This is a genomic window from Streptomyces sp. rh34 (assembly GCF_002551245.1).
Lineage (GTDB): Bacteria > Actinomycetota > Actinomycetes > Streptomycetales > Streptomycetaceae > Streptomyces.
This window is the reverse complement of sequence record NZ_NTGZ01000048.1, coordinates 1-24,129: the sequence shown is the minus strand read 5'-3', so window position 1 is coordinate 24,129 and position 24,129 is coordinate 1. Positions and strand designations below refer to the sequence as shown.

Annotated in this window: 22 protein-coding genes; all 22 read right to left on the bottom strand. The window is 70.2% G+C overall.

The window, feature by feature from the left end:
• Window positions 1-45 precede the first annotated feature (45 nt).
• Window positions 46-1,488 (bottom strand): F0F1 ATP synthase subunit beta, encoded by a 1,443-nt coding sequence (atpD, locus tag CR470_RS12295; RefSeq protein WP_097867628.1) that lies wholly within the window; start codon window positions 1,486-1,488, stop codon window positions 46-48.
• A complete protein-coding gene (locus CR470_RS12290; RefSeq protein ID WP_097867627.1) occupies window positions 1,488-2,405 on the bottom strand; it encodes a F0F1 ATP synthase subunit gamma in 918 nt (305 codons plus the stop codon). The genes atpD and CR470_RS12290 overlap by 1 nt, the downstream gene beginning before the upstream one ends.
• Before the next feature lie 3 nt (window positions 2,406-2,408).
• Complete coding sequence (atpA, locus tag CR470_RS12285; protein WP_097867626.1) at window positions 2,409-3,980, bottom strand: F0F1 ATP synthase subunit alpha; 1,572 nt, start codon at window positions 3,978-3,980, stop codon at window positions 2,409-2,411.
• Window positions 3,981-4,108: 128 nt separating this feature from the next.
• A complete protein-coding gene (locus CR470_RS12280; RefSeq protein WP_097867625.1) occupies window positions 4,109-4,924 on the bottom strand; it encodes a F0F1 ATP synthase subunit delta in 816 nt (271 codons plus the stop codon).
• Window positions 4,921-5,457 (bottom strand): F0F1 ATP synthase subunit B, encoded by a 537-nt coding sequence (locus CR470_RS12275; RefSeq protein ID WP_097867624.1) that lies wholly within the window; start codon window positions 5,455-5,457, stop codon window positions 4,921-4,923. The genes CR470_RS12280 and CR470_RS12275 overlap by 4 nt, the downstream gene beginning before the upstream one ends.
• Window positions 5,458-5,494: 37 nt before the next feature.
• Window positions 5,495-5,731 (bottom strand): ATP synthase F0 subunit C, encoded by a 237-nt coding sequence (gene atpE / locus CR470_RS12270; RefSeq protein WP_003966254.1) that lies wholly within the window; start codon window positions 5,729-5,731, stop codon window positions 5,495-5,497.
• Window positions 5,732-5,825: 94 nt separating this feature from the next.
• Entirely contained in the window at window positions 5,826-6,653 is an 828-nt protein-coding gene (gene atpB / locus CR470_RS12265) for a F0F1 ATP synthase subunit A (protein ID WP_003966255.1), read from the bottom strand.
• A 200-nt stretch (window positions 6,654-6,853) separates the two neighbouring features.
• Window positions 6,854-7,294 (bottom strand): hypothetical protein, encoded by a 441-nt coding sequence (locus CR470_RS12260; protein ID WP_097867623.1) that lies wholly within the window; start codon window positions 7,292-7,294, stop codon window positions 6,854-6,856.
• A gap of 267 nt (window positions 7,295-7,561) precedes the next feature.
• Window positions 7,562-8,950: an MraY family glycosyltransferase gene (locus CR470_RS12255; protein ID WP_179892229.1), complete on the bottom strand. Its 1,389-nt coding sequence runs from the start codon at window positions 8,948-8,950 to the stop codon at window positions 7,562-7,564.
• Between the two features lie 132 nt (window positions 8,951-9,082).
• Entirely contained in the window at window positions 9,083-10,363 is a 1,281-nt protein-coding gene (gene glyA, locus CR470_RS12250) for a serine hydroxymethyltransferase (protein WP_097867621.1), read from the bottom strand.
• A gap of 150 nt (window positions 10,364-10,513) precedes the next feature.
• Window positions 10,514-11,155 carry an arsenate reductase/protein-tyrosine-phosphatase family protein gene (locus tag CR470_RS12245; RefSeq protein WP_007447717.1) on the bottom strand — a complete coding sequence of 214 codons (642 nt, stop codon included), beginning with the start codon at window positions 11,153-11,155 and terminating at the stop codon, window positions 10,514-10,516.
• Entirely contained in the window at window positions 11,152-11,799 is a 648-nt protein-coding gene (locus CR470_RS12240; RefSeq protein WP_097867620.1) for an L-threonylcarbamoyladenylate synthase, read from the bottom strand. Before CR470_RS12240 ends, CR470_RS12245 begins: the two co-directional genes overlap by 4 nt.
• Before the next feature lie 52 nt (window positions 11,800-11,851).
• Window positions 11,852-12,697 (bottom strand): peptide chain release factor N(5)-glutamine methyltransferase, encoded by an 846-nt coding sequence (gene prmC / locus CR470_RS12235; protein ID WP_073878327.1) that lies wholly within the window; start codon window positions 12,695-12,697, stop codon window positions 11,852-11,854.
• A gap of 46 nt (window positions 12,698-12,743) precedes the next feature.
• Window positions 12,744-13,820 carry a peptide chain release factor 1 gene (gene prfA / locus CR470_RS12230; protein ID WP_097867619.1) on the bottom strand — a complete coding sequence of 359 codons (1,077 nt, stop codon included), beginning with the start codon at window positions 13,818-13,820 and terminating at the stop codon, window positions 12,744-12,746.
• Between the two features lie 156 nt (window positions 13,821-13,976).
• The gene (rpmE, locus tag CR470_RS12225; RefSeq protein WP_018958997.1) at window positions 13,977-14,201 is read right to left on the bottom strand and encodes a 50S ribosomal protein L31; all 225 of its coding nucleotides are present in this window, start codon (window positions 14,199-14,201) and stop codon (window positions 13,977-13,979) included.
• Between the two features lie 163 nt (window positions 14,202-14,364).
• Window positions 14,365-15,468: an LCP family protein gene (locus CR470_RS12220; RefSeq protein WP_097867618.1), complete on the bottom strand. Its 1,104-nt coding sequence runs from the start codon at window positions 15,466-15,468 to the stop codon at window positions 14,365-14,367.
• Between the two features lie 440 nt (window positions 15,469-15,908).
• On the bottom strand, window positions 15,909-17,963 hold the full coding sequence (gene rho, locus CR470_RS12215; protein WP_097867617.1) for a transcription termination factor Rho: 2,055 nt from the start codon (window positions 17,961-17,963) through the stop codon (window positions 15,909-15,911).
• Window positions 17,964-18,354: 391 nt separating this feature from the next.
• Window positions 18,355-19,272: a homoserine kinase gene (gene thrB, locus CR470_RS12210; protein ID WP_097867616.1), complete on the bottom strand. Its 918-nt coding sequence runs from the start codon at window positions 19,270-19,272 to the stop codon at window positions 18,355-18,357.
• A gap of 389 nt (window positions 19,273-19,661) precedes the next feature.
• On the bottom strand, window positions 19,662-20,732 hold the full coding sequence (gene thrC / locus CR470_RS12205; protein WP_097867615.1) for a threonine synthase: 1,071 nt from the start codon (window positions 20,730-20,732) through the stop codon (window positions 19,662-19,664).
• A gap of 7 nt (window positions 20,733-20,739) precedes the next feature.
• Window positions 20,740-22,029, bottom strand: a complete 1,290-nt coding sequence (locus CR470_RS12200; protein ID WP_097867634.1) for a homoserine dehydrogenase — start codon at window positions 22,027-22,029, stop codon at window positions 20,740-20,742.
• Between the two features lie 99 nt (window positions 22,030-22,128).
• On the bottom strand, window positions 22,129-23,520 hold the full coding sequence (lysA, locus tag CR470_RS12195) for a diaminopimelate decarboxylase (protein ID WP_097867614.1): 1,392 nt from the start codon (window positions 23,518-23,520) through the stop codon (window positions 22,129-22,131).
• A 32-nt stretch (window positions 23,521-23,552) separates the two neighbouring features.
• The coding region (locus tag CR470_RS12190) for a DALR anticodon-binding domain-containing protein (protein ID WP_257138595.1) at window positions 23,553-24,129 on the bottom strand (577 nt) is incomplete at its 5' end.

Below are 24,129 nucleotides of genomic sequence, written 5' to 3'. Positions count from 1 at the left end.
GTGAGGGGGGCGGGACACACCCACCCCCCTCGGTGAGCCGGAGGCTCAGGAGACGCCGAGCTCCTTGGCCTTGGCCTTGAGGTCGTCCAGGCCACCGCACATGAAGAACGCCTGCTCGGGGAAGTGGTCGTAGTCCCCGTCGCAGATCGCGTTGAACGCGGAGATCGACTCGTCGAGCGGCACGTCCGAACCGTCCAGGCCGGTGAACTGCTTGGCGGCGTGGGTGTTCTGCGACAGGAAGCGCTCGACGCGACGGGCACGGTGGACAACGAGCTTGTCCTCCTCGCCCAGCTCGTCGATACCGAGGATCGCGATGATGTCCTGGAGGTCCTTGTACTTCTGCAGGATCCCCTTGACGCGGCTGGCCGCGGCGTAGTGCTCCTGCGAGATGTACCGCGGGTCCAGGATGCGGGACGTGGAGTCCAGCGGGTCCACGGCCGGGTAGATGCCCTTCTCGGAGATCGGACGGGAGAGAACCGTCGTCGCGTCGAGGTGGGCGAACGTGGTGGCCGGGGCCGGGTCGGTCAGGTCGTCCGCGGGGACGTAGATCGCCTGCATCGAGGTGATCGAGTGACCACGCGTCGAGGTGATGCGCTCCTGGAGCACACCCATCTCGTCGGCCAGGGTCGGCTGGTAACCCACCGCGGACGGCATGCGGCCGAGCAGCGTGGAGACCTCGGAGCCGGCCTGCGTGAAGCGGAAGATGTTGTCGATGAAGAGCAGCACGTCCTGCTTCTGCACATCGCGGAAGTACTCCGCCATGGTCAGGGCGGACAGGGCCACGCGCAGACGCGTCCCCGGCGGCTCGTCCATCTGGCCGAAGACGAGCGCGGTCTTCTCCAGAACGCCCGACTCGGTCATCTCGTCGATGAGGTCGTTGCCCTCACGGGTGCGCTCACCGACACCGGCGAACACCGACACACCGTCGTGCAGCTTCGCCACACGCATGATCATTTCCTGGATGAGGACCGTCTTGCCGACGCCCGCACCACCGAACAGACCGATCTTGCCGCCCTTGACGTACGGGGTCAGCAGGTCGACGACCTTCAGGCCGGTCTCGAACATCTCGGTCTTCGACTCGAGCTGGTCGAAGGCCGGGGCCTTGCGGTGGATCGGCCAGCGCTCGGTGATCTGCGCCTCGGCCTCCGGCTCGTTCAGGATCTGACCGAGGGTGTTGAACACCTTGCCCTTGGTGATGTCACCGACGGGGACGGTGATGCCCTTGCCCGTGTCGGTCACCGCGGCCTGGCGGACCAGGCCGTCGGTGGGCTGCATCGAGATCGCGCGGACCACGCCGTCACCCAGGTGCTGGGCGACTTCGAGGGTCAGCGTCTTGCGGGCGCCGTCCTCGGCGGGGTCGGCGACCTCGACGTGGAGGGCGTTGTAGATCTCCGGCATCGCGTCGACGGGGAACTCCACGTCGACGACCGGGCCGATGACCCGGGCGACGCGGCCCGTGGCAGCGGCCGTCTCAACTGTCGTCGTCATTACTTGTCACTCCCCGCGGTCGCGTCGGCCAGAGCACTGGCACCGCCGACGATCTCGCTGATTTCCTGGGTGATTTCGGCCTGTCGGGCCGCGTTGGCAAGCCGGGACAGGCTCTTGATGAGGTCCCCGGCGTTGTCGGTGGCCGACTTCATCGCGCGGCGGCGGGCAGCGTGCTCGGAAGCGGCTGCCTGCAGCAGTGCGTTGTAGATGCGGCTCTCGACGTAGCGCGGCAGAAGGGCGTCGAGGACGTCCTCGGCCGACGGCTCGAAGTCGAACAGCGGAAGGATCTCACCCTTGCGGGTGCTCTCCTCCGCCACCTCGTCGAGCGAAAGCGGCAGCATCCGGTCGTCGACCGCGTTCTGCGTCATCATCGACACGAATTCCGTGAAGACGATGTGCAGCTCGTCGACGCCGCCCTCGGCCGTGTCCTTCTGGATGGCCGCGATCAACGGGGCGGCGATGCTCTTGGCATCGGAGTACGCCGGGTTGTCGGTGAAGCCGGTCCAGGAGTCCTCGACCTTGCGCTCGCGGAAGCCGTAGTACGCGACACCCTTGCGGCCGACGATGTACGTGTCGACCTCCTTGCCCTCGGAGGCAAGGCGCTCCCGCAGTCGCTCCGCGGCCTTGATGGCGTTGGAGGAGTAGCCGCCGGCCAGACCGCGGTCGCTCGTGACGAGCAGGACCGCGGCCCGGGTCGGGGCCTCGACCTCGGTGGTGAGCGGGTGCTTGGCGTTGGAGCCGGTCGCCACCGCGGTCACCGCGCGGGTGAGCTCGGTCGCGTACGGCTTGGACGCCGCCACCTTGCGCTGCGCCTTGACGATGCGCGAGGCGGCGATCATCTCCATCGCCTTGGTGATCTTCTTGGTCGCGGTGACGGCTTGGATGCGGCGCTTGTAAACGCGAAGCTGAGCGCCCATCGATCAGCCCTCGCCCAGGAGCTTGCCGTCCGAGGTCTCGAACTGCTGCTTGAAGGCGGCGATCGCGTCGGCGATCGACTGCAGCGTGTCGTCGGACATCTTGCCGCCTTCGGCGATGCTGGTCAGGAGGTCCTTGCGCTCACGGCGCAGGAACTCCAGCAGCTCGGCTTCGAAGCGACGGATGTCCTCGACCGGGACGTCGTCCATCTTGCCCGTGGTGCCGGCCCAGACCGAGACGACCTGCTCCTCCATCGGGAACGGGGCGTACTGCGGCTGCTTCAGCAGCTCGACCATGCGCTTACCGCGCTCCAGCGAGGCCTTCGAGGCCGCGTCCAGGTCGGAACCGAAGGCGGCGAACGCCTCCAGCTCGCGGTACTGGGCGAGGTCCACACGGAGCCGGCCGGAGACCTGCTTCATCGCCTTGTGCTGGGCGGAGCCACCGACTCGGGAGACCGAGATACCGACGTTGAGCGCCGGACGCTGACCCGCGTTGAACAGGTCGGACTCCAGGAAGCACTGGCCGTCGGTGATGGAGATGACGTTCGTCGGAATGAACGCCGACACGTCGTTCGCCTTGGTCTCGACGATCGGGAGGCCCGTCATCGAACCGGCGCCCATCTCGTCGGAGAGCTTGGCGCAGCGCTCCAGCAGACGCGAGTGCAGGTAGAAGACGTCACCCGGGTAGGCCTCGCGGCCCGGCGGGCGGCGCAGCAGCAGGGACACGGCGCGGTAGGCGTCGGCCTGCTTCGAGAGGTCGTCGAAGATGATCAGGACGTGCTTGCCGTCGTACATCCAGTGCTGGCCGATGGCCGAACCGGTGTACGGCGCCAGGTACTTGAAGCCGGCCGGGTCGGACGCCGGGGCGGCGACGATGGTCGTGTACTCCAGCGCACCGGCCTCTTCGAGCGCACCACGCACGGAGGCGATGGTGGAACCCTTCTGACCGATGGCGACGTAGATGCAGCGCACCTGCTTGTTCACGTCGCCCGAGCGCCAGTTGTCGCGCTGGTTGATGATCGTGTCGACGGCCAGCGCGGTCTTACCCGTCTGACGGTCGCCGATGATCAGCTGACGCTGGCCGCGGCCGATCGGCACCATGGCGTCGACGGCCTTGTAGCCGGTCTGCATCGGCTCGTGCACCGACTTACGGACCATGACGCCAGGGGCCTGCAGCTCGAGGGCGCGGCGGCTGTCGGTCTCGATCTCGCCGAGACCGTCGATCGGGTTGCCGAGCGGGTCGACGACGCGGCCGAGGTAACCCTCGCCGACGCCGACGGAGAGCACCTCACCGGTGCGCTGCACCGGCTGGCCCTCCTCGATGCCGCTGAACTCGCCGAGGACGATCGCACCGATCTCGCGCTCCTCGAGGTTGAGGGCGAGACCGAGGGTGCCGTCCTCGAACTTCAGCAGCTCGTTCGCCATGGCGGAGGGAAGACCCTCCACCTTCGCGATGCCGTCGCCGGCAACGCTGACCGTACCGACCTCCTCGCGCGAGGCCGCGTCCGGCTGGTACGACTGGACAAAGTTATCCAGTGCGTCCCGGATCTCCTCCGGCCGGATCGTGAGCTCCGCCATCTGGGTTCCCTGCTCTCCTTGTTGGGCCCGAAGTTTCTTAAGGGGGTCTGGGGGCCGACCCCCAGGAATCTTCTGCAATTTCTGCACGGCCCAACCGGGCCGCTGGTCTTGCTTGTTCTTGCTCTGTGTCAGCCGGCCATGCGTCGGGTCGCCTCTTCGAGGCGCTCCGCGACGGTGCCGTTGATGATCTCGTCACCGACGCGCACCGAGATCCCGCCGAGGACCGCGGGGTCCACGTCCAGGTTCAGGTGCATCTGCCGGCCGTAGAGCTTCGCCAGGGCGTCGCCGAGGCGCTGCTTCTGCCGGTCGCTGAGCGGCACCGCCGAGGTGACGACGGCGACCATGCGGTCCCGGCGCTCCGCGGCGAGCTTGGACAGCGAGTCCAGCCCTGCTTCCAGGCTACGTCCACGGGGCTGGGTGACCAGGCGGACGATGATCCGCTCGGTGACCGGCTGCGCCTTGCCGCCGAGCAGGCTGCGCAGCAGCTCGCCCTTGGCGGACGCCGTGGCCGTACGGCTGGTGAGCGCGGAGCGCAGCTCCTTGTCGGAGCCGACGATCCGGCCGAACCGGAACAGCTCGTCCTCGACGTCGTCGAGGCGGCCGCCGCGCTGGGCCGCGGTGAGGTCTGCGGTGTTCGCCAGTTCCTCGACCGAGTCCACCAGGTCACGCGACTGCGACCAGCGGGACCGGACCAGTCCGGAGACCAGGTCGAGGGTCTCGCCGCCCACCTGTCCGCCGAGCAGACGCGCGGCCAGCTCGGCCTTGCTCTCGCCGCTCTGGGCCGGGTCGGTGAGGACCCGGCGCAGGGATACTTCGCGGTGGAGCAGCGCGGTGACCGATGCCAGCTCCTCGGCGAGCTTCGCCGCGTCGACCGACGTGTTGTCGGTCAGCGCGTCGAGACGCTCGCGTGCGGCAGCCAGTGCTTCGCGGCTCGCGCTGTTCATCGGGCTGCCTCGGCCTTCGCCTCGAGCTCGTCGAGGAAACGGTCGACGGTGCCGCTCTGCCGGGCGTGGTCCTGGAGGGACTCGCCGACGAGCTTGCCGGCCAGGTCGGTGGCGAGCTTGCCCACGTCCTGGCGCAGCGCCGAGGCAGCGGCCTTGCGGTCGGCCTCGATCTGGGTGTGGCCGGCGGCGATGATCTCTTCGCGCTGCCGCTGACCTTCCGCCTTCATCTCCTGGATGATGACGGCACCCTGCTCCTGCGCCTCCTGGCGCAGACGGGCGGCCTCGTGGCGGGCTTCGGCGAGCTGAGCCTTGTACTGCTCAAGAACGCTCTGGGCCTCGATCTGAGCCGCTTCGGCCTTCTCGATGCCACCCTCGATCGCCTCGCGGCGCTCTTCCAGGGTCTTGTTGATCACCGGAAGCAGCTTCTTCGAGAAGACGAAGAAGACGATGCCGAAGCAGATCAAGCCGATGACGACTTCAGGCCAGACCGGGAGCAGAGGCATCTGCGGTTCCTCGGCTGCCAGGTACATCATGGTGGACCTTTCGTCGAATGGGGCTACAGCCACAACGTCACTTGACGATGAACGGAACGACGAAGCCGATCAGGGCCAGGGCCTCGACGACGGCGAAGCCGAGCAGCATGTTCTGGCGGATGAGGCCGGCAGCCTCGGGCTGGCGGGCGATGGCCTGCACACCGTTACCGAAGATGATGCCGATGCCGATGCCGGGGCCGATCGCGGCGAGGCCGTAGCCGATGGTGCCGACGTTGCCGTTCACGGCCGCGAGGGTCTCGAAAGCAGCAGACATGTCTGTGGTTCCTTCTCTTGGTGGGTCCGGTGGAAATGGTCTTCGCACCGGGCGACTGGGGATCTGAGGGCGGGAGCCGGGGGCCGGCAGGTCCTCAGTGGGCTTCTTCGAGCGCCTGGGAGAGGTACGTGGCGGTCAGCACGGTGAACACGTAGGCCTGAAGGGCCTGGATGAACATCTCGAACACGGTGATGACGAGCGTCATGATGAACGACGCGCCGGCGTAGACCGTGCCCAGGACGGTGCCGAGCATGTACCAGGTGGCGATCGTGAAGATCAGGATCAGGATGTGGCCCGCGAACATGTTCGCGAAGAGTCGCACCGCCAGCGTGAACGGGCGGACGATGACGTTGGAGATGAACTCCAGCGGCGTCAGCAGCACGTAGATCGGCTTGGGCAGACCGCTCGGGACGCAGAGGTTGCGGATGCCTCCGACGAATCCGTTCGACCGGAACGTCACCGTCATGTACGTGACCCAGACGACCAGCGCGAGGCCGACGGGGTAGGCGATGACGGAGCTGACCGGGAACTGGGCGAGCGGGATGAGGGCCCAGAGGTTCAGGATCCAGACGAAGAAGAACAGGGAGACCAGCAGCGGGACGAAGGGCTCGCCCTTCTTGCCGATGACCTCCTTGGCGATACCTCGGTGGACGAAGTCGTACAGCGCCTCGGCGACCATCTGCAGCTTGCCCGGGACGACCTTCGGCTTCGAGAAACCGGCCCAGAAGAAGGCCAGGATCGCGAAGGTTCCGATGATCGCGAGCAACATGGGCTTGTTGAACTCGACAGACCCGACAGTGAAGAGCGGGTCGAAGATGAACGACCACACACTGGGAGCTTGGAACCCGCAGTCCTTGAACAGGTGGCAGTTCGTCTCGAAGGCGAGCGTCTGGGCGTCAGTCACCAAGAGCTCCTTCTGCATGGCGCATGGATGCGGCTACCTCGTTGTGTCGGAGCGGCGGGTGGCCGCAGGTCGGCACCGGACTGGTTCTTACGGTGAGGAGGCGGCGGCCGGGCCCGAAGCCTCGCGATGAATCAAGCGACCGCCTTGTTGCCCGCGCTCGCACTACCGCAACCGAGACCGGACGATAGCAGCACGTCGAACATGGCTTTATTCCGCCCCTACTCATCACGATCTCCCCCAGGTCCGCCCGGACGGTTCCGGGCGTCCGCCTCGGGGTCGACGTAGAGGGTCTTGCTCCGGGAGTGCAGCACGGCCTGCGTGGTGATCCACGTGATGACGGCCGCGACCAGCGAGAGGGCGAAGACCTGAAGATCGAAGAGCGAGGTGTTCCTGATGCTCAGGATGAAGATGAGCAGGAGCACGAGCTGAGCCGAGTAAATCATCAGCCCCATGCCCTGGAACAGGTGAGGCATGGTCTTGCCGACCCAGTTGAGCGCCAGCAGTCCGAGCGCCATGAAGACGATCACGACCACGCAGCCCACCGCGGCACCGATCGCCCCCTCGCCACCGGCGAGCAGACCGCCGACGAGCGTGGCGATGGCGCCCACTGCGGCGGTGGGGACGGCGATGCGCAGCACTTCGCGCATGTCGGACTGCATGGCGGCAGCTCCACTGGTCTGAGGGGAGGAATGGGGCGTCGTCATGGACGAGCGTAGGCCCGGTCCGCGAGGCGGATTTCCGGGCCAATGGACCGTCCTACTAGGGTCCTTCGGCTCCGTCACCGGGTCTCGTGAACGGTATCACAAACTATTTGATGAGGTCTTTACCTCAAAGGTGTGCCAACCGTCACACATGAGAGCTAATCCGTGCGTGTGAGCACGACAAGAGGGAGCAATGTCTGGTAATGCACCATGAGTTCCGAATCGTCAGCGTGAGGAGTCGATCGCGCGGTGATCCGGGAACCGCGAACGAGCGCCGATCGCGGTAGCACCGTTGACGCCGGACACTCCGACCGCCACGGGAGCCCGCTCGTCGGCCTCCTCGTCCATCCCGGCGTCTGCCGGGCCCAGTTGGGCTCCGGAGGCCACGGGCGCCGGCCTCTCCTCGTACGGGAGGGCGGAATCCTCCTCCGCCGACCGGTGGCGGTACCGCGGCGGCACGAAGCGGTTGGCCCAGTGCGGGGCGCGCGGGGTGAAGCGCGGCATCAGCAGCAGGACGAGGCCCACCGCGCTCGACGCCATGATGACGAAGACGATCCACATCGAGGCCGAGTGCACCGAGTAGCCGACGGCGCCGAAGGCGATGAGAGCCGACCAGAAGTACATGATCAGCACGGCCCGGCTGTGCGAGTGGCCGATCTCCAGCAGCCGGTGGTGCAGGTGGCCCCGGTCGGCGGCGAACGGCGACTGGCCGTTCCAGGTGCGCCGGACGATGGCGAGGACCAGGTCGGCGGCCGGGATCGCGATGATCGTCAGCGGCAGCACCAGCGGGATGAAGACCGGCAGCAGGGCGTGGGTGGCCTCGCGTTCGCTGCCCTCGAAGAGCTTCATGAGGTCAGGGTCGACCTGCCCCGTGATCGAGATCGCGCCCGCCGACAGCACCAGGCCGATCAGCATCGAGCCCGAGTCGCCCATGAAGATCCGCGCCGGATGCATGTTGTGCGGCAGGAAGCCGAGGCACATGCCCATCAGGATCGCCGCGAACAGGGTCGCGGGGGCCGCCGCCTCGATCCCGTACCCGTACCAGAGGCGGTACGCGTACAGGAAGAACGCCGCCGACGCGATGCACACCATGCCCGCCGCGAGCCCGTCCAGGCCGTCGACGAAGTTGACCGCGTTGATCGTGATGACGACCAGCGCCACCGTGAGCAGCGTGCCCTGCCACTGGGTGAGGGCGACCGTGCCGACGCCGGGGATCGGCAGCCACAGGATCGTCAGACCCTGGATGACCATGACGGCGGCGGCGATCATCTGGCCGCCGAGCTTGATCAGGGCGTCGATCTCGAACTTGTCGTCCAGGACGCCGATCAGCCAGATCAGCGCGGCGCCGGAGAGCAGGGCTCTCGGCTCGTTGGAGAGTTCGAAGACGCTGTTCAGGTTGTAGAGGTGGTCGGCGACGATGAGCCCCGCGCACAGTCCGCCGAACATGGCGATCCCACCGAGCCGGGGTGTCGGCTCGCGGTGGACGTCACGCGCACGGATCGCGGGCATCGCCCCGACCGCGATGGCGAACTTTCGCACCGGTCCGGTCAGCAGATAGGTCACCGCTGCCGTAACACAGAGCGTCAGCAGGTAATCACGCACGGGCTGCCCCACAGAACTCGCCGGCCATCCAAAAACCACACCCTAGTCTCTGAAACAAGGACTCCACGGTACGGGTGATGGTTGCACAGGGTTCGTGTGCCCCGGATACGGCGGAGTCCGCCGCTCCGGGTACCGCGGACTCCGCTACCCCGGATACGGCGGATTGCGCGCGGCCAGTGCACGGACCTCCGCCGCGATCGGGCTCACATCGCCCGGCTCCCGTACGGCCGCTCCGAACAGGGCCGCGATGCGGGCCATGTCCCCCTCGTCCATCCCCTGGGTGGTGACGGCGGCGGTGCCCAGGCGGATGCCCCGGGCGTCCCCGTACGGCAGTGCGCAGGTGTCCAGGACCATACCGGCCGCCGCCAGCCGCTCCCGGGCGGTGTGGCCGTCGACGCCGAGCGGGGCCGGGTCCGCGACGACGATGTGGGTGTCCGTGTCGCCCGTGGTCACCTCGAAGCCCTCCGCCGCCAGGCCGGCGGCGAGCACCCGGGCGTGGGCGACGACCTGGTGGGCGTAGAGGGTGTACGCGGGGGTGGCGGCCTCCCCGAACGCGACGGCCTTCGCCGCCACCGTGTGCATCTGCGCGCCGCCCTGCGTGAACGGGAACACCGCCCGGTCGATCCGCTCGGCCAGCTCCGCGCCGCACAGGATCATGCCGCCGCGCGGCCCGCGCAGCACCTTGTGCGTGGTGGCGCAGACCACGTCGGCGTACGGGACCGGGCTCGGCGCCGCTCCCCCGGCGATCAGCCCCATCGGGTGGGCGGCGTCCACGATCAGACGGGCCCCGGTCTCGTCGGCGATCTCCCGGAACAGCGCGTAGTCGGGGTGGCGGGGGTAGGAGATCGAGCCGCAGACGATCGCCTTGGGGCGGCGGGCGCGGGCCAGGGCGCGGAGCCGGGTGTAGTCGATCAGCCCGGTGTCCGGGTCCACCCCGTAGCCGACGAAGTCGAACCAGCGGCCGGAGAAGTTGCCCGGCGCCCCGTGGGTGAGGTGTCCCCCGTACGGGAGCCCCATCGCGAGCACCGTGTCGCCCGGGCGCAGCAGCGCGGCGTAGGCGGCGAGGACGGCCGAGGAGCCGGAGTGCGGCTGGACGTTGGCGTGTTCGGCGCCGAAGAGGGCGGTGGCCCGGCGGACGGCGATGCGTTCGGCGGCGTCCGCGTGCTCGCAGCCGCCGTGGTGGCGGGCGCCCGGGTACCCCTCGGCGTACTTGTTGGCGAGCGGGGAGCCGAGGGCCGCGAGGACCGCGGGCGACTGGAAGTTCTCGGCGGCGATCAGCTGGAGGGTGTTCGCCTGCCGGTCGCTCTCCGCGAGGAGGACCCCGGCGATCTCGGGGTCCTGGCGGAGCAGGGCGCCGGAGTCCTGGGGCAGGGCGTCGGGCGCGGGCGACACGGCTGCGGGTGCGGCGGGAGAGGTGACCGGCATGGGACGGCTCCGGGCCTGGAGGTGGGTGCGCCGGCGAGGGGTGCCGGTGTCAGCTCCAATGTAGGCCGGGGCCGGGCGCCGTGCCCGCTGTCGCGGGGTGCCGTACGCCGGTCGGCGCACCCGCCCCCGGTACGGCGTGCGCACGACCCGTCAGTGCGGGGCGCGTACGCCGGTGAGCGCGGTGACGACGGGGTCGAGCGCCTGGTTGATCTCGTCGCCGATGGAGCGGAAGAAGGTGATGGGAGCGCCGTAGGGGTCATAGACCTCGTCCGCCTCGGCGGTCGGGGCCAGCAGCCAGCCGCGCAGCGCGGCGGCGGCGCGCACCAGGGCGCGGGCGCGCTCGACGACACCCTCGTCGCGCGGGTCCGGCAGGGTGGCCGGGTCGATGGCCCGCACCAGCCGGGTGAACTCCTTGAGCGTGAAGGTGCGCAGGCCCGCGGAGTGGCCCATGGAGATGACCTGGGCGCGGTGGTCGCGGGTGGCGGTGAGGACCAGGTCGGCGCGGATCACGTGCTCGTCCAGCAGCTCGCGCCCGACGAAGCCGGTGGCGTCCGCGCCGAAGTCGGCGAGGACGACCTCGGCGTTGGCCTCCATGGGCGCGCCCTCGTGGCCCCAGGTGCCCGCGCTCTCCACGACGAGGCCGCCGCTGAGCGGGTCGCCGAGCCGGTCCACCAGGGCATGGCGGGTCAGCCGCTCGGTGATCGGTGAGCGGCAGACGTTGCCGGTGCTGACGTGGAGGATGCGGAAGGTGTCGGTCCGCCCCGCTATGCCACGCCCCTCGGGGGCGGTCAATTGGCCACCTCGAGGTCGGGGACCACCTTGCGCAGCTCCTCCGCGGAGAGGGCGCCGGCACGCAGCAGGACCGGGGTGGCACCGGTGACGTCGACGATCGAGGACGGCACGATGCCGGGCGTCGGGCCGCCGTCGAGGTAGACGGAGACGGAGTCGCCGAGCATGCCCTGGGCGGCGTCGCAGTCCTCGGGCGAGGGGTGCCCGGTGAGGTTGGCGCTGGAGACGGCCATCGGGCCGACCTCGGTCAGCAGCTCGATGGCGACCGGGTGCAGGGGCATCCGGATGGCGACGGTGCCGCGGGTGTCGCCGAGGTCCCACTGGAGGGAGGGCTGGTGCTTGGCGACGAGGGTGAGGGCGCCGGGCCAGAAGGCGTCGACGAGCTCCCAGGCGTCCTCGGAGAAGTCGGTGACCAGGCCGTGCAGGGTGTTGGGCGAGCCGATGAGGACGGGGGTGGGCATGTTGCGGCCCCGGCCCTTGGCGTCCAGCAGGTCCGCGACGGCCTCCGAGGTGAAGGCGTCCGCACCGATCCCGTACACGGTGTCGGTGGGCAGCACGACCAGTTCGCCCCGGCGGACGGCCGATGCGGCCTCGCGCAGGCCCGTGGTCCGGTCGGTGGCGTCGTTGCAGTCGTATCGCCGAGCCATCAGCCGGCCTCCTGGAGCGGGTACGGGTACGGGTGGTGGTGCCGGGCGCCGGTCACGGCATGGCCTTGCGGGCGGTGGCGAACCGGGGCCGCTTGTTGAGGTCGGGGTGGTCGGCGGCATCCGCCCAGCCCCGCTCCTCGGTGAAGATCCACGGCACCTGGCCGCCCTGGGTGTCGGCGTGTTCGATGACGACGAGGCCGCCGGGGCGCAGCAGACGGTGGGCGGTGCGTTCGATGCCGCGGATGGTGTCGAGGCCGTCCTCACCGGAGAACAGGGCCATCTCCGGGTCGTGGTCGCGGGCCTCGGGGGCGACGTACTCCCACTCGGTGAGCGGGATGTACGGCGGGTTGGAGATGACCAGGTCGACCTGGCCGTCGAGCTCGGGAAGGGCGCTCAGGGCGTCTCCCTTGTGCACGGTGACCCTGGACCCCTCGGCGTTCTTCCGCGTCCACCTGAGGGCGTCCTCGGACAGCTCCACGGCGTGCACACGGGAGCGGGGGACCTCCTGCGCCATGGCGAGCGCGATGGCGCCCGATCCGGTGCACAGGTCGACGACGACGGGCTCGACGACGTCCATCGCGCGCACCGCGTCTATGGCCCAGCCGACGACGGACTCGGTCTCCGGGCGGGGCACGAAGACGCCGGGTCCGACCTGGAGCTCCAGGTAGCGGAAGAAGGCGCGGCCGGTGATGTGCTGGAGCGGTTCGCGGGCCTCGCGGCGGGCGATCGTCTCCCAGTACCGGGCGTCGAAGTCCGTGTCGGGCACCGTGTGCAGCGCGCCCCGCTTCACCCCGTGGACGAAGGCCGCGAGTTCCTCGGCGTCGAATCGCGGTGAGGGGACACCGGCGTCGGCCAGCCGCTGGGTGGCCTGGGCCACCTCGGCGAGCAGCAGGTTCATCGCGGTTCTCCGTACGGGTTACGGGTGTGCGGGGCGGGCGGGTCGCTTACGCGTTGGCGAGCTTGGCGGCGGAGTCGGCGTCGACGCATGCCTGGATGACGGCGTCCAGCTCTCCGTCGAGCACCTGGTCCAAGTTGTACGCCTTGAAGCCGACGCGGTGGTCCGAGATGCGGTTTTCCGGGAAGTTGTACGTCCGGATCTTCTCGGAGCGGTCGACGGTGCGAACCTGGCTGCGGCGTACGTCGGAGGCCTCCTGCTCGGCGGCCTCCTGGGCGGCGGCCAGCAGCCGGGAGCGCAGGATGCGCATGGCCTGCTCCTTGTTCTGGAGCTGGCTCTTCTCGTTCTGGCAGGAGGCGACGACGCCGGTGGGCAGGTGCGTGATGCGGACGGCGGAGTCGGTCGTGTTGACGGACTGGCCGCCGGGGCCCGAGGAGCGGTAGACGTCGATGCGCAGGTCGTTGGCGTGGATCTCGACGTCGACCTCCTCGGCCTCGGGGGTGACGAGCACGCCCGCGGCGGAGGTGTGGATGCGGCCCTGGGACTCGGTGGAGGGCACGCGCTGCACGCGGTGCACGCCGCCCTCGTACTTCATCCGGGCCCAGACGCCCTGGCCGGGCTCGGTGGCGCCGTTGCCGCCCTTGGTCTTCACGGCGACCTGGACGTCCTTGTAGCCGCCGAGCTCGGACTCGGTGGAGTCGATGATCTCGGTCTTCCAGCCGACGCGCTCGGCGTAGCGCAGGTACATGCGCAGCAGGTCGCCCGCGAACAGGGCGGACTCGTCGCCGCCGGCGCCCGCCTTGATCTCCAGGAGCACGTCCTTGTCGTCGCTGGGGTCGCGCGGGACGAGGAGGAGGCGGAGCTTCTCGGTGAGCTCTTCGCGCTGCCTCTCCAGGTCCTTGACCTCGGCGGCGAAGTCGGGGTCGTCCGCGGCGTACTCGCGGGCGGTCTCGATGTCCTCGCCGGTCTGCTTCCAGGTCCGGTACGTGGAGACGATCGGGGTCAGCTCCGCGTAGCGCTTGTTCAGCTTGCGCGCGTTGGCCTGGTCGGCGTGGACCGACGGGTCGGCGAGCTTCTTCTCAAGACCGGTGTGTTCACCGATCAGTTCCTCGACCGCCTCGAACATTCGGGGGCTCCTGGTTGGGTGTGCGTCTGCGGGCCTGCTGGAGGGCGTACTGCCCGGTGGGGTGTCCGGCGGGGGCTCCCCCGGGCACCCGACCGGAAAAAACGCCGGTTCCGACGCCCCCGGGAAGAGGGCGCCGTGAACCGGCGCAGTGGCTCGCTACTTGCTGGCGGAGCCGGCAGCCTTGCCGAAGCGGGCCTCGAAGCGGGCCACGCGGCCGCCAGTGTCGAGGATCTTCTGCTTGCCCGTGTAGAACGGGTGGCACTCGGAGCAGACGTCGGCGCGGATGTTGCCGCTGTCGATGGTGCTCCGGGTGGTGAACGACGCACCGCAGGTGCAGCTGACCTGCGTCTCGACGTACTCGGGGTGGATGTCGCGCTTCAAGGTGTCTCCTAGTTTCGGGAGGGCGCCGGGTCGTCCGCGCGGATTGCGCGGCCGTGAACCGGGGCCGACGTACCAGTCTGCCAGGACCGGCCGTATCTCCCAAAACCGGGGGCGGAGCGCAGGTATTCCCCCACGGCACGCGCACGGAGCGTGAGGGGTGGGGTTACTCGACGATCTCCGCGGCGTCGCCCTTGTCGCCGGCCGACTCCTCGGTGGCGGAGGCGGGGATCGGCCGGTCGTGCTTGAGGGCGGCCCAGACCTGCCGGCCGGCCTCCTCCTGCGGCAGGACCCGGTTCGGATCGGCCGGGTCGTACTCCACGGGCAGGGTCACCATGTGGACGTTCTTGGCGTTGAGCCCCTTGAGGCCGCCCGCGAAACCGGTGAGCTTCTTGACGGAGCCGAGTCCGGAGTCGGTGGTGACGGCCTTGGTGGCGGCGTCCGCGAGACCGTAGAGCTTGGTGGGGCTGGTGAACACCCCGACGTTCTTCGCCTGGTCCATCAGCGCCTTGATGAACGCCTGCTGGAGCTGGATGCGCCCGAGGTCGCTGCCGTCGCCGACGCTCTTGCGCGTACGGACGAGGCCGAGGGACTCCTCGCCGTTCAGCGTGTGGGTGCCCGGCTCCAGGTCCAAGTGGCTCTTGGAGTCGTCGATCGCGGTCTTCGCGGTGATCTCGACGCCGCCGAGCTCGTCGATGAGCTCCTTGAAGCCGGTGAAGTCGACTTCCAGGTAGTGGTCCATGCGGATGCCGGACATCGACTCGACGGTCTTCACCGCGCAGGCGGGCCCGCCGACCTCGTAGGCCGTGTTGAACATCGCCCGGTGCTCGGCGCCGACGGGGTCGCCCGTCGTGTCACTGGCGCAGGCGGGGCGCTCTATCAGGGTGTCGCGGGGTATCGAGACGACGCTCGCGGACTTGTGGCCCTTGTCGACGTGCACGACCATCGCCGTGTCGGAGCGGGCCGCGCCCTCGTCCTCGCCGTACTTCCCGTTGTCGCCGGAGCGCGAGTCGGAGCCCAGCACCAGGATGTCCTGCGAGCCGTCGTCCACGTCGTCGGGACGGTCGGCGCCGAGCTTGGCGTCGATGTCGATGCTGGAGAGGTTGCCGTCGAGCGCCACGTACGCGTATCCGAGTCCGGCCCCGCCGACGACCACGACTCCCGCCACCGTCCAGGCCGCGACGACCTTGGCACGGTGCCGGCGGGTCGGCTTCCTCCGTCGGCTGCCGGTGCCGCGTATGCGGCCCGTGCTCCTGCTCTGCTCGCTCACGCGTCTCCTCGTCACTCCTGTTGCCCGTCTGCCCCCTGCCGTGGTGTTCCACGCGCGGTCGGCCTCCTCCGGAGGGACGGCCGAAGCAGCAAGAAGGGTTGCATACGCGCCTGTGGCTCCGGCCGGAGGACGGGGGCCGGGGGACGTTCGGGCGAACCGGCCGTGAGACGGCGTTCACCTGCGGTTTCGTGCCCGGTGCCGCGATGCGGCCGGTGGTGCGGGGCCGGCGCCGGTGTGGCCAAGGTCTCGGGCCGGCCGAGGGGTGTCGGGCGCCGGGGATGCCGCTGCCGCCGCCGGTCAGGACTGCCCGGTGCGTCGTGTCGGCGGACGTGTCACGGAAAAGGACTCCGCCCCCTCACCGGAGTGAGGGGGCGGAGTCCTTGGAGACAGAGTCCGCGGAGACGGATCCCCGGAGACGGACTGTGCCGATGTCCGGCCGGTCAGTCGTTGCCGTTGCCCGGCGTCGTCTTCTGGATCTGGAGCAGGAACTCCGCGTTGGACTGGGTCTTCTTCATCCGGTCCAGGAGGAGCTCGATCGCCTGCTGCTGGTCGAGCGCGTGCAGCACCCGGCGCAGCTTCCAGACGACCGCCAACTCGTCGGTGCCGAGCAGGATCTCTTCCTTACGGGTGGAGGACGCGTCGACGTCCACCGCCGGGAAAATGCGCTTGTCCGAGAGCTTCCGGTCGAGCTTGAGCTCCATGTTGCCGGTGCCCTTGAACTCCTCGAAGATCACCTCGTCCATGCGCGACCCGGTCTCGACGAGCGCGGTGGCCAGGATGGTCAGCGAGCCGCCGTCCTCGATGTTGCGCGCGGCGCCGAAGAAGCGCTTCGGGGGGTAGAGCGCGGTCGAGTCGACACCACCGGACAGGATGCGGCCGGAGGCCGGCGCCGCGAGGTTGTACGCGCGGCCCAGGCGGGTGATCGAGTCGAGCAGGACGACCACGTCGTGCCCCAGCTCGACGAGGCGCTTGGCGCGCTCGATGGCCAGCTCGGCGACGGTGGTGTGGTCCTCGGCGGGACGGTCGAAGGTCGAGGAGATGACCTCGCCCTTCACCGACCGCTGCATGTCGGTGACCTCTTCCGGACGCTCGTCGACCAGGACGACCATCAGGTGGCACTCGGGGCTGTTGACCGTGATCGCGTTGGCGATGGCCTGCAGGATCATGGTCTTGCCGGTCTTCGGCGGGGCCACGATGAGCCCGCGCTGACCCTTGCCGATCGGGGCCACCAGGTCGATGATCCGCGTCGTCAGGATGTTGGAGTCGGTCTCCAGGCGGAGCCGGTCCTGCGGGTAGAGCGGCGTCAGCTTCTGGAACTCGGGGCGGCCGCGGCCCGACTCCGGGGCCATGCCGTTGACCGAGTCGAGGCGGACCAGCGCGTTGAACTTCTCGCGCCGCTCGCCGTCCTTGGGCTGGCGCACCGCGCCGGTGACGTGGTCGCCCTTGCGCAGGCCGTTCTTGCGGACCTGGGCGAGCGAGACGTACACGTCGTTCGGGCCCGGCAGGTAGCCGGAGGTCCGGATGAACGCGTAGTTGTCGAGGATGTCCAGGATGCCCGCGACGGGGATCAGGACGTCGTCGTCGGCGACCTGCACATCGCTGGCGAAGTCGTCGCGGCCACGCCGTCCGCGGCGGTCGCGGTAGCGGCCGCGACGGCCGCGACGGCCGCCCGCCTCGTCGTCGAAGTCGTCCTGCGGACCGTTGTCACGGTTCTGCTGACCCTGACCCTGGCCCTGCCCCTGACCCTGGCGCTGCGGGCGCTGCCCGCCGCCGCCCTGCTGGCCCTGGTCGTCGCCCTTGCCGCGGCGGTCGCGCTGACGCTCACGGCGCTCGCCGCGCTCACCCCGGTCGCCCCGCTCACCGCGGTCGCGACGGTCACCGCGACGGCCCTCGGCCGTGTCGGCGGCGGCCTCGGCCTTCGCGTCGCCCTTGGCATCGCCCTTGGGCTCGGCCCGCTCCTCGGTCTTCTGCTCGGCCTGGGGCTCCGCCTTGGCCTTGACCTCGGTCTTCGCCTCGGTCTTGGTGTCGGGGCTGCCCGCCTGCGCGGTCGCACGACGGCGACGACGCTCGCCCGCGGGCTGGTCGTCGCTGGCCGGCTGGCCGGGGATGTCGATCTGCTGCTGGGCCGGGTCCTTCTCGGCGCCGGCGGCGGCCTCGTCCCCGGTGCGCGCCTTCGAGGTCGCGCGGCGCTTCGGCTTGCTCTCCGCCTCGGCGGGGGCCTCTGCGGCCTTGGAGGAGGTCTTGGGGGCGGCGGATCCGCCACCCGCCTGCGCCTCCTTGATGACCTCGATCAGCTGGCTCTTGCGCATCCGCGCAGTGCCCCTGATGCCGAGGCCGGACGCGACCTGCTGCAGCTCGGCCAGGACCATGCCCTCGAGGCCGGTGCCGGAGCGGCGGCGCCGTGCGGTGGTGCCAGTGGCAGCACCTTCGGCGGGCGCGGCGCTGTCGACGCTCTTGTCGGCAGTCACGCCCATCAGATCGGTGGTGTCGCTCACGAAGGGTCCTTCCCTGGAGCGGACGTCGGCCTTCTGGCTCGGCGACCGGTTGTGCTGTCCGACAGCGGTCTGTTGATCTTGCTGGATCGCGGACCTTGCCGGGGCGGTGGTCCGCCGGGTGTACGGCGGAGAGATGAACGTGCGGGGTCCGGCGCGAGATCCCCCTGCTCGGCCCACTCCTGGACGAGCGAGGGGTGTCGTGCCGGTTCCGGAGCGTGCTCGAAACTGCTCAGGCAGGCTGCTCAGGCAGTTGGGGAGGCTCCCGGAAGAATGGTGGTCCCGGAGGGGGACACGAAGCAACGCGCCTCAAAGACGTCGGTTGCAGACTTGAGGTTAACACTACCGGCTCCAACAAACATTCCCCCTCTCGCTCACCGGTAATCACATGCGGTTACGCGGCCAGCGGCAGCACACTGGCGCCCGTCGCGTCGAGGGCCAGCCGGTTCGCCGCCCAGCCCTCCCCCGCCAGTCGGGCGACCTTGTCGGCCGAGCCTTCCTCCGTCAGCGCGAGAACCGTGGGCCCCGCACCGGAGATGACCGCGGGCACGCCGTCGGCGCGCAGACGGTTGACCAGCTCCACGCTCTCCGGCATGGCGGGACCCCGGTATTCCTGGTGGATCCGGTCCTCGGTGGCGGCGAGCAGCAGCTCCGGGCGGCGGGTCAGGGCCTCGACGAGCAGGGCCGCCCGGCCGGCGTTGAGGGCCGCGTCGACGTGCGGGACGGTGCGCGGGAGCAGGCCGCGCGCCGTCTCGGTGAGCACCGGGCGCCCCGGTACGAAGACCACCGGGACGACGGATTCGGCGGGGTCCATCCTGATCGCCCGGGCCGCGCCGCCGTCCATCCAGGCGAGCGTGAATCCGCCGAGCAGACAGGCCGCGACGTTGTCGGGGTGTCCCTCGATCTCGGTCGCCAGCTCCAGCAGGGCGGCGTCGTCGAGGCGGGCGTCGCCACCGGTCGTCACGGCGCGGGCGGCGACGATTCCGGCGCAGATGGCGGCGGAGGAGGAGCCGAGGCCACGGCCGTGCGGGATGCGGTTGGCGCAGACGATCTCCAGCCCGCGGGGCTGGCCGCCGAGCAGGTCGAACGCGGTGCGCAGGGAGCGCACGAGCAGGTGGCTCTCGTCGCGGGGCAGCGTCTGGCTGCCCTCACCTGCGATGTCGATGTGCAGCCCGGAGTCGGCGACCCGGACGACGACGTCGTCGTACAGCCCCAGCGAGAGGCCCAGGGCGTCGAAACCCGGGCCCAGGTTGGCGCTGGTTGCGGGGACGCGCACCCTGACGGCGGCGGCTCGGAACGCGGGACCGGCCATCGGTCGGACCACTCCTTGTAAGGCGGCGGGGATGCAGTGCGGGTGGCTCTGCGGCGGCGGGGCGTTGAGGGCGGGGGTATGGGCGGGTGCGAACGGCGGGGGTCGCGGCTGTGCGGGCGGAGGGCTCCGAAAAGGTGCGGGAATCCGGCGGCCGGCCCGACGGCCACGACGGGGACCGCAGGCCTGGCGGTCCGGCGGGCGGATGCCGGGCGGATGGGGTACAGCTTATCGAAGGAAGGTTCTGTGGCGACATAGGGCGCACAGGAGGCGCACGATGCGTGTCGCCCGCCTCTCATGCGCTCTCCGCCCCGGAAAGGGGCTGGTTGAGCCGGTTGTCGTGGTTACCCGGGCCGGCCGCGGCGCTTGGCCCCGGCCGGCCCGGGACCGGATCAGACGAGTCCGAGCTTCTCGGCGGCGGCGACCGCGTCGACCGGGACCGTGACCGGCTGCGGCGCGCCCGCGACGGCCCAGTCGGGGTCCTTGAGGCCGTTGCCGGTGACCGTGCAGACGATGCGCTGGCCGGGGTCGACCTTGCCCTCTTCGGCGGCCTTGAGCAGGCCGGCGACGGACGCGGCCGAGGCGGGCTCCACGAAGACGCCCTCCTGGGAGGCCAACAGCCGGTACGCGGACAGGATCTGCCGGTCCGTCACCTCGTCGATGAAGCCGCCCGACTCGTCGCGTGCGGCGAGGGCGTAGTCCCAGGAGGCCGGGTTGCCGATGCGGATCGCGGTGGCGATGGTCGACGGGTCCTTCACGACCTCGCCGCGCACGATGGGCGCGGAGCCGGAGGCCTGGAAGCCCCACATGCGCGGGGAGCGGGTCGAGACGGCGTCACCGGCGTACTCGGTGTACCCCTTCCAGTACGCGGTGATGTTGCCCGCGTTGCCGACCGGCAGTACGTGGATGTCGGGGGCGTCGCCGAGCGCGTCGACGATCTCGAACGCGGCGGTCTTCTGGCCCTCGATACGGACCGGATTGACCGAATTGACCAGCGCCACCGGGTAGTTGTCCGAGAGCGAGCGGGCCAGGGTCAGGCAGTCGTCGAAGTTGCCGTCGACCTGGAGGATCTTGGCGCCGTGCACGAGCGCCTGGCCCATCTTGCCGAGCGCGATCTTGCCCTGCGGTACGAGGACGGCGCAGACCATCCCCGCGCGCACGGCGTACGCCGCGGCGGAGGCCGAGGTGTTTCCGGTGGAGGCGCAGATGACGGCCTTCGCCCCCTCCTCCTTGGCCCGGGTGATGGCCATGGTCATGCCGCGGTCCTTGAACGAACCGGTGGGGTTGGCGCCCTCGACCTTGAGGTGCACCTCGCAGCCCGTGCGCTCGGAGAGGACCTGCGCCGGAACGAGCGGCGTACCGCCCTCACGAAGCGTGACGACCGGCGTCGTAGCCGTGACCGGAAGGCGGTCCCGGTACTCCTCGATGATGCCGCGCCACTGGTGGGTGCCCTTGCTGGTCATGGGTCCTTTACTCCCCTTCAACACGCATGATGCTGGCGACACCGCGCACGGTGTCGAGCTTGCGCAGCGCTTCGACGGTCCCGGAGAGGGCGGCGTCGAGCGCGCGGTGGGTGACGACGACGAGGGACGCCTCGCCGTCCTTTCCCTGCTGGCGGACGGTATCGATCGATACGCCCTGCTCGGCGAAGACCGTCGCGACCTGGGCGAGCACGCCCGGCTTGTCGGCCACGTCGAGGCTGATGTGGTAGCGCGTGACGACCTCGCCCATGGGGCTGACCGGCAGGCGCGTGTAGGCGGACTCACCGGGACCGGTGGCCTCGCCCAGTTTGTTGCGGCAGACCGCGACCAGGTCGCCGAGGACCGCGGAGGCGGTCGGCGAGCCGCCGGCGCCGGGCCCGTAGAACATGAGCTGCCCGGCAGCGTCGGCCTCGATGAAGACCGCGTTGTACGCCTCGCGGACCGAGGCCAGCGGGTGGCTGAGCGGGATCATCGCGGGGTGGACGCGGGCGGTGACGGAGGCCCCGTCGGCGGCGCGCTCGCAGATGGCCAGCAGCTTGACCGTGCAGCCCATCCGGCGGGCGGACGCGATGTCGGCGGCGGTGACCTCGGTGATGCCCTCGCGGTGCACGTCGCCGATCCTCACGCGCGTGTGGAAGGCGATCCCGGCGAGGATCGCGGCCTTCGCGGCGGCGTCGAAGCCCTCGACGTCGGCGGTCGGGTCGGCCTCGGCGTAGCCGAGGGCGGTGGCCTCGTCGAGCGCCTCGGAGTAGCCGGCGCCGCTGGTGTCCATCTTGTCGAGGATGAAGTTGGTCGTGCCGTTCACGATGCCGAGCACCCGGTTGACCTTGTCCCCGGCGAGCGACTCGCGCAGCGGCCGCACGAGCGGGATGGCCCCGGCGACGGCGGCCTCGTAATACAGATCGCGGCCGTACTTCTCGGCGGCGGCGTGCAGGGCCGCACCGTCCTCGGCGAGCAGCGCCTTGTTGGCGGAGACGACGCTCGCGCCGTTCTCGAAGGCGGTGGTGATGAGCGCCCGGGCCGGCTCGATGCCCCCGATGACCTCGATGACGACGTCGATGTCGCCGCGCTGCACGAGCGCGGTGGCGTCGGTGGTGATCAGTGCGGGATCGATGCCCTCACGCACCTTCGAGGGCCGGCGGACGGCCACGCCGGCGAGCTCGACGGGCGCGCCGATGCGCGCCGCGAGGTCGTCGGCGTGCGTCGTCATGATGCGCGCCACCTCTGAGCCGACCACACCACAGCCCAGCAGCGCCACCTTCAGCGGACGCGTACGCATCATCCGACCTCGTTTCTCATACATGCTCATTGGGGACCAGTCTCACTCACCGGACGGGAGTTTCTGACCGCCCGTCCGGATCCTGAGATAACTATTTCATCAGCCGACATCGAGACTCAGGAGATCTTCCTCCGTCTCGCGCCGGACGATGGCGCGTGCCTCTCCGTCGCGGACCGCGACGACCGGCGGGCGCAGTGCGTGGTTGTAGTTGCTGGCCATGGAACGGCAGTACGCGCCGGTGGCCGGGACGGCGATCAGGTCGCCGGGGGCCAGGTCGGCGGGCAGGAACGCGTCCTTGACCACGATGTCGCCGCTCTCGCAGTGCTTGCCGACGACCCGGACGAGCATGGGTTCGGCGTCCGAGGTGCGGGAGACGAGCGCGACGCTGTACTCGGCGTCGTACAGCGCGGTGCGGATGTTGTCCGACATGCCGCCGTCGACGCTGACGTACGTCCGCAGCCCCTCCAGGGGCTTGATCGTGCCGACCTCGTACAGCGTGAACGCGGTGGGTCCGACGATGGCGCGCCCGGGCTCGACGGAGATCCGGGGAGTGCGCAGCTTCGCCGACTCGCACTCGCGGGTGACGATGTCGCTGAGCGCCTTGGCGATCTCGTGCGGTTCGCGGGGGTCGTCCTCGGAGGTGTACGCGATGCCGAGGCCGCCGCCGAGGTCGATCTCGGGCAGTTCGACGCCGTGCTCGTCGCGGATCTCGGCGAGCAGCTGCACCACGCGCCGGGCGGACACCTCGAAGCCGGCCATGTCGAAGATCTGCGAGCCGATGTGCGAGTGGACGCCGATGAGTTCGAGGCCGTCGAGGTTCAGGGCGCGGCGCACCGCCTCGGCGGCCTGCCCGTCGGCGAGCGCGATGCCGAACTTCTGGTCCTCGTGCGCGGTGGCGATGAACTCGTGGGTGTGGGCCTCGACACCGACGGTGACGCGGATCTGCACCCGCTGGCGGACACCGTGCCGCTGGGCGATGTGGGCGACGCGGACGATCTCCTGGAAGGAGTCGAGCACGATCCGCCCGACGCCCGCCTCGACGGCCCGCTCGATCTCGGCGACGGTCTTGTTGTTGCCGTGGAAGGCGATGCGCTCGGCGGGCATGCCGGCATCGAGGGCGGTGGTCAGCTCCCCCCCGGAGCAGACGTCGAGATTCAGCCCCTCTTCCTTCAGCCAGCGCACGACGGCGCGGGAGAGGAAGGCCTTCCCGGCGTAGAAGACGTCGGCGCCCGGCCCGAAGGCGTCAGCCCAGGCGCGGCAGCGGGCGCGGAAGTCGCTCTCGTCGAGGAAGTAGGCGGGGGTGCCGAACTCCTCAGCGAGCCGGGCGACGGTGATCCCGCCGACGGTGAGCGCGCCGTCGGCGTCGCGGGTGACGGTGCGCGACCAGACCTTCGCGTCGAGGGCGTTGAGGTCGGCGGCGGGCGCGGAGTAGTGCCCCTCGGTGAGGACGTCGGCGTGACGGGGTCCTGCGGGGTGTGCGGAGCGGCTCATCGTGAAGTTCTCTCGGGTCTCTTCTGATCGCGTCAGAGGTGTTCGGGCGCACGGATGCCGAGCAGGGACAGGCCGCCTGCCAGCACCGTCCCGGCGGCTTCGGCGAGAGCCAGCCGGGCACGGTGGGCGGCCGAGGGTTTCTCGTCACCGGCGGGCAGGGGCGGGCAGGAGTCGTGGAAGCCGAAGAACGCGTGCGCGACGGCTTCCAGCTGCCGGGCGACCCGGTCGGGCGCACGGTGACGGGCCGCGGCGAGCAGAGCGCCGGGGTGGTCGGCGATGAGGTCGAGGAGGGGGCGGGCCGCGCCGTCGCGGGGACCGGGACCGGGGCCTTCCCCGTACGAGGCGCGGCTTTCGCCGTACGGGGCGGGCTCGGCGTACGGGGCGGGCTCGCCGTACGGGGCGGGTTCGGCGGTGAAGCCGAGGAGGGCGGCCCCGCGGGTGAGGGCACGGGCCCTGGCGTAGGCGTACCGGACCCGGAAGAGCGGGTTCGCCTCGCCCTGCACGAGCAGTTCGGGGCCGAGGACGGCGCGGTCGTGCCCGGCGGGCCGCAGGAGCCCCCAGCGGGCCGCGTCCGGCCCGAGCCTGTCTCTTATACACATCTCTGATGGC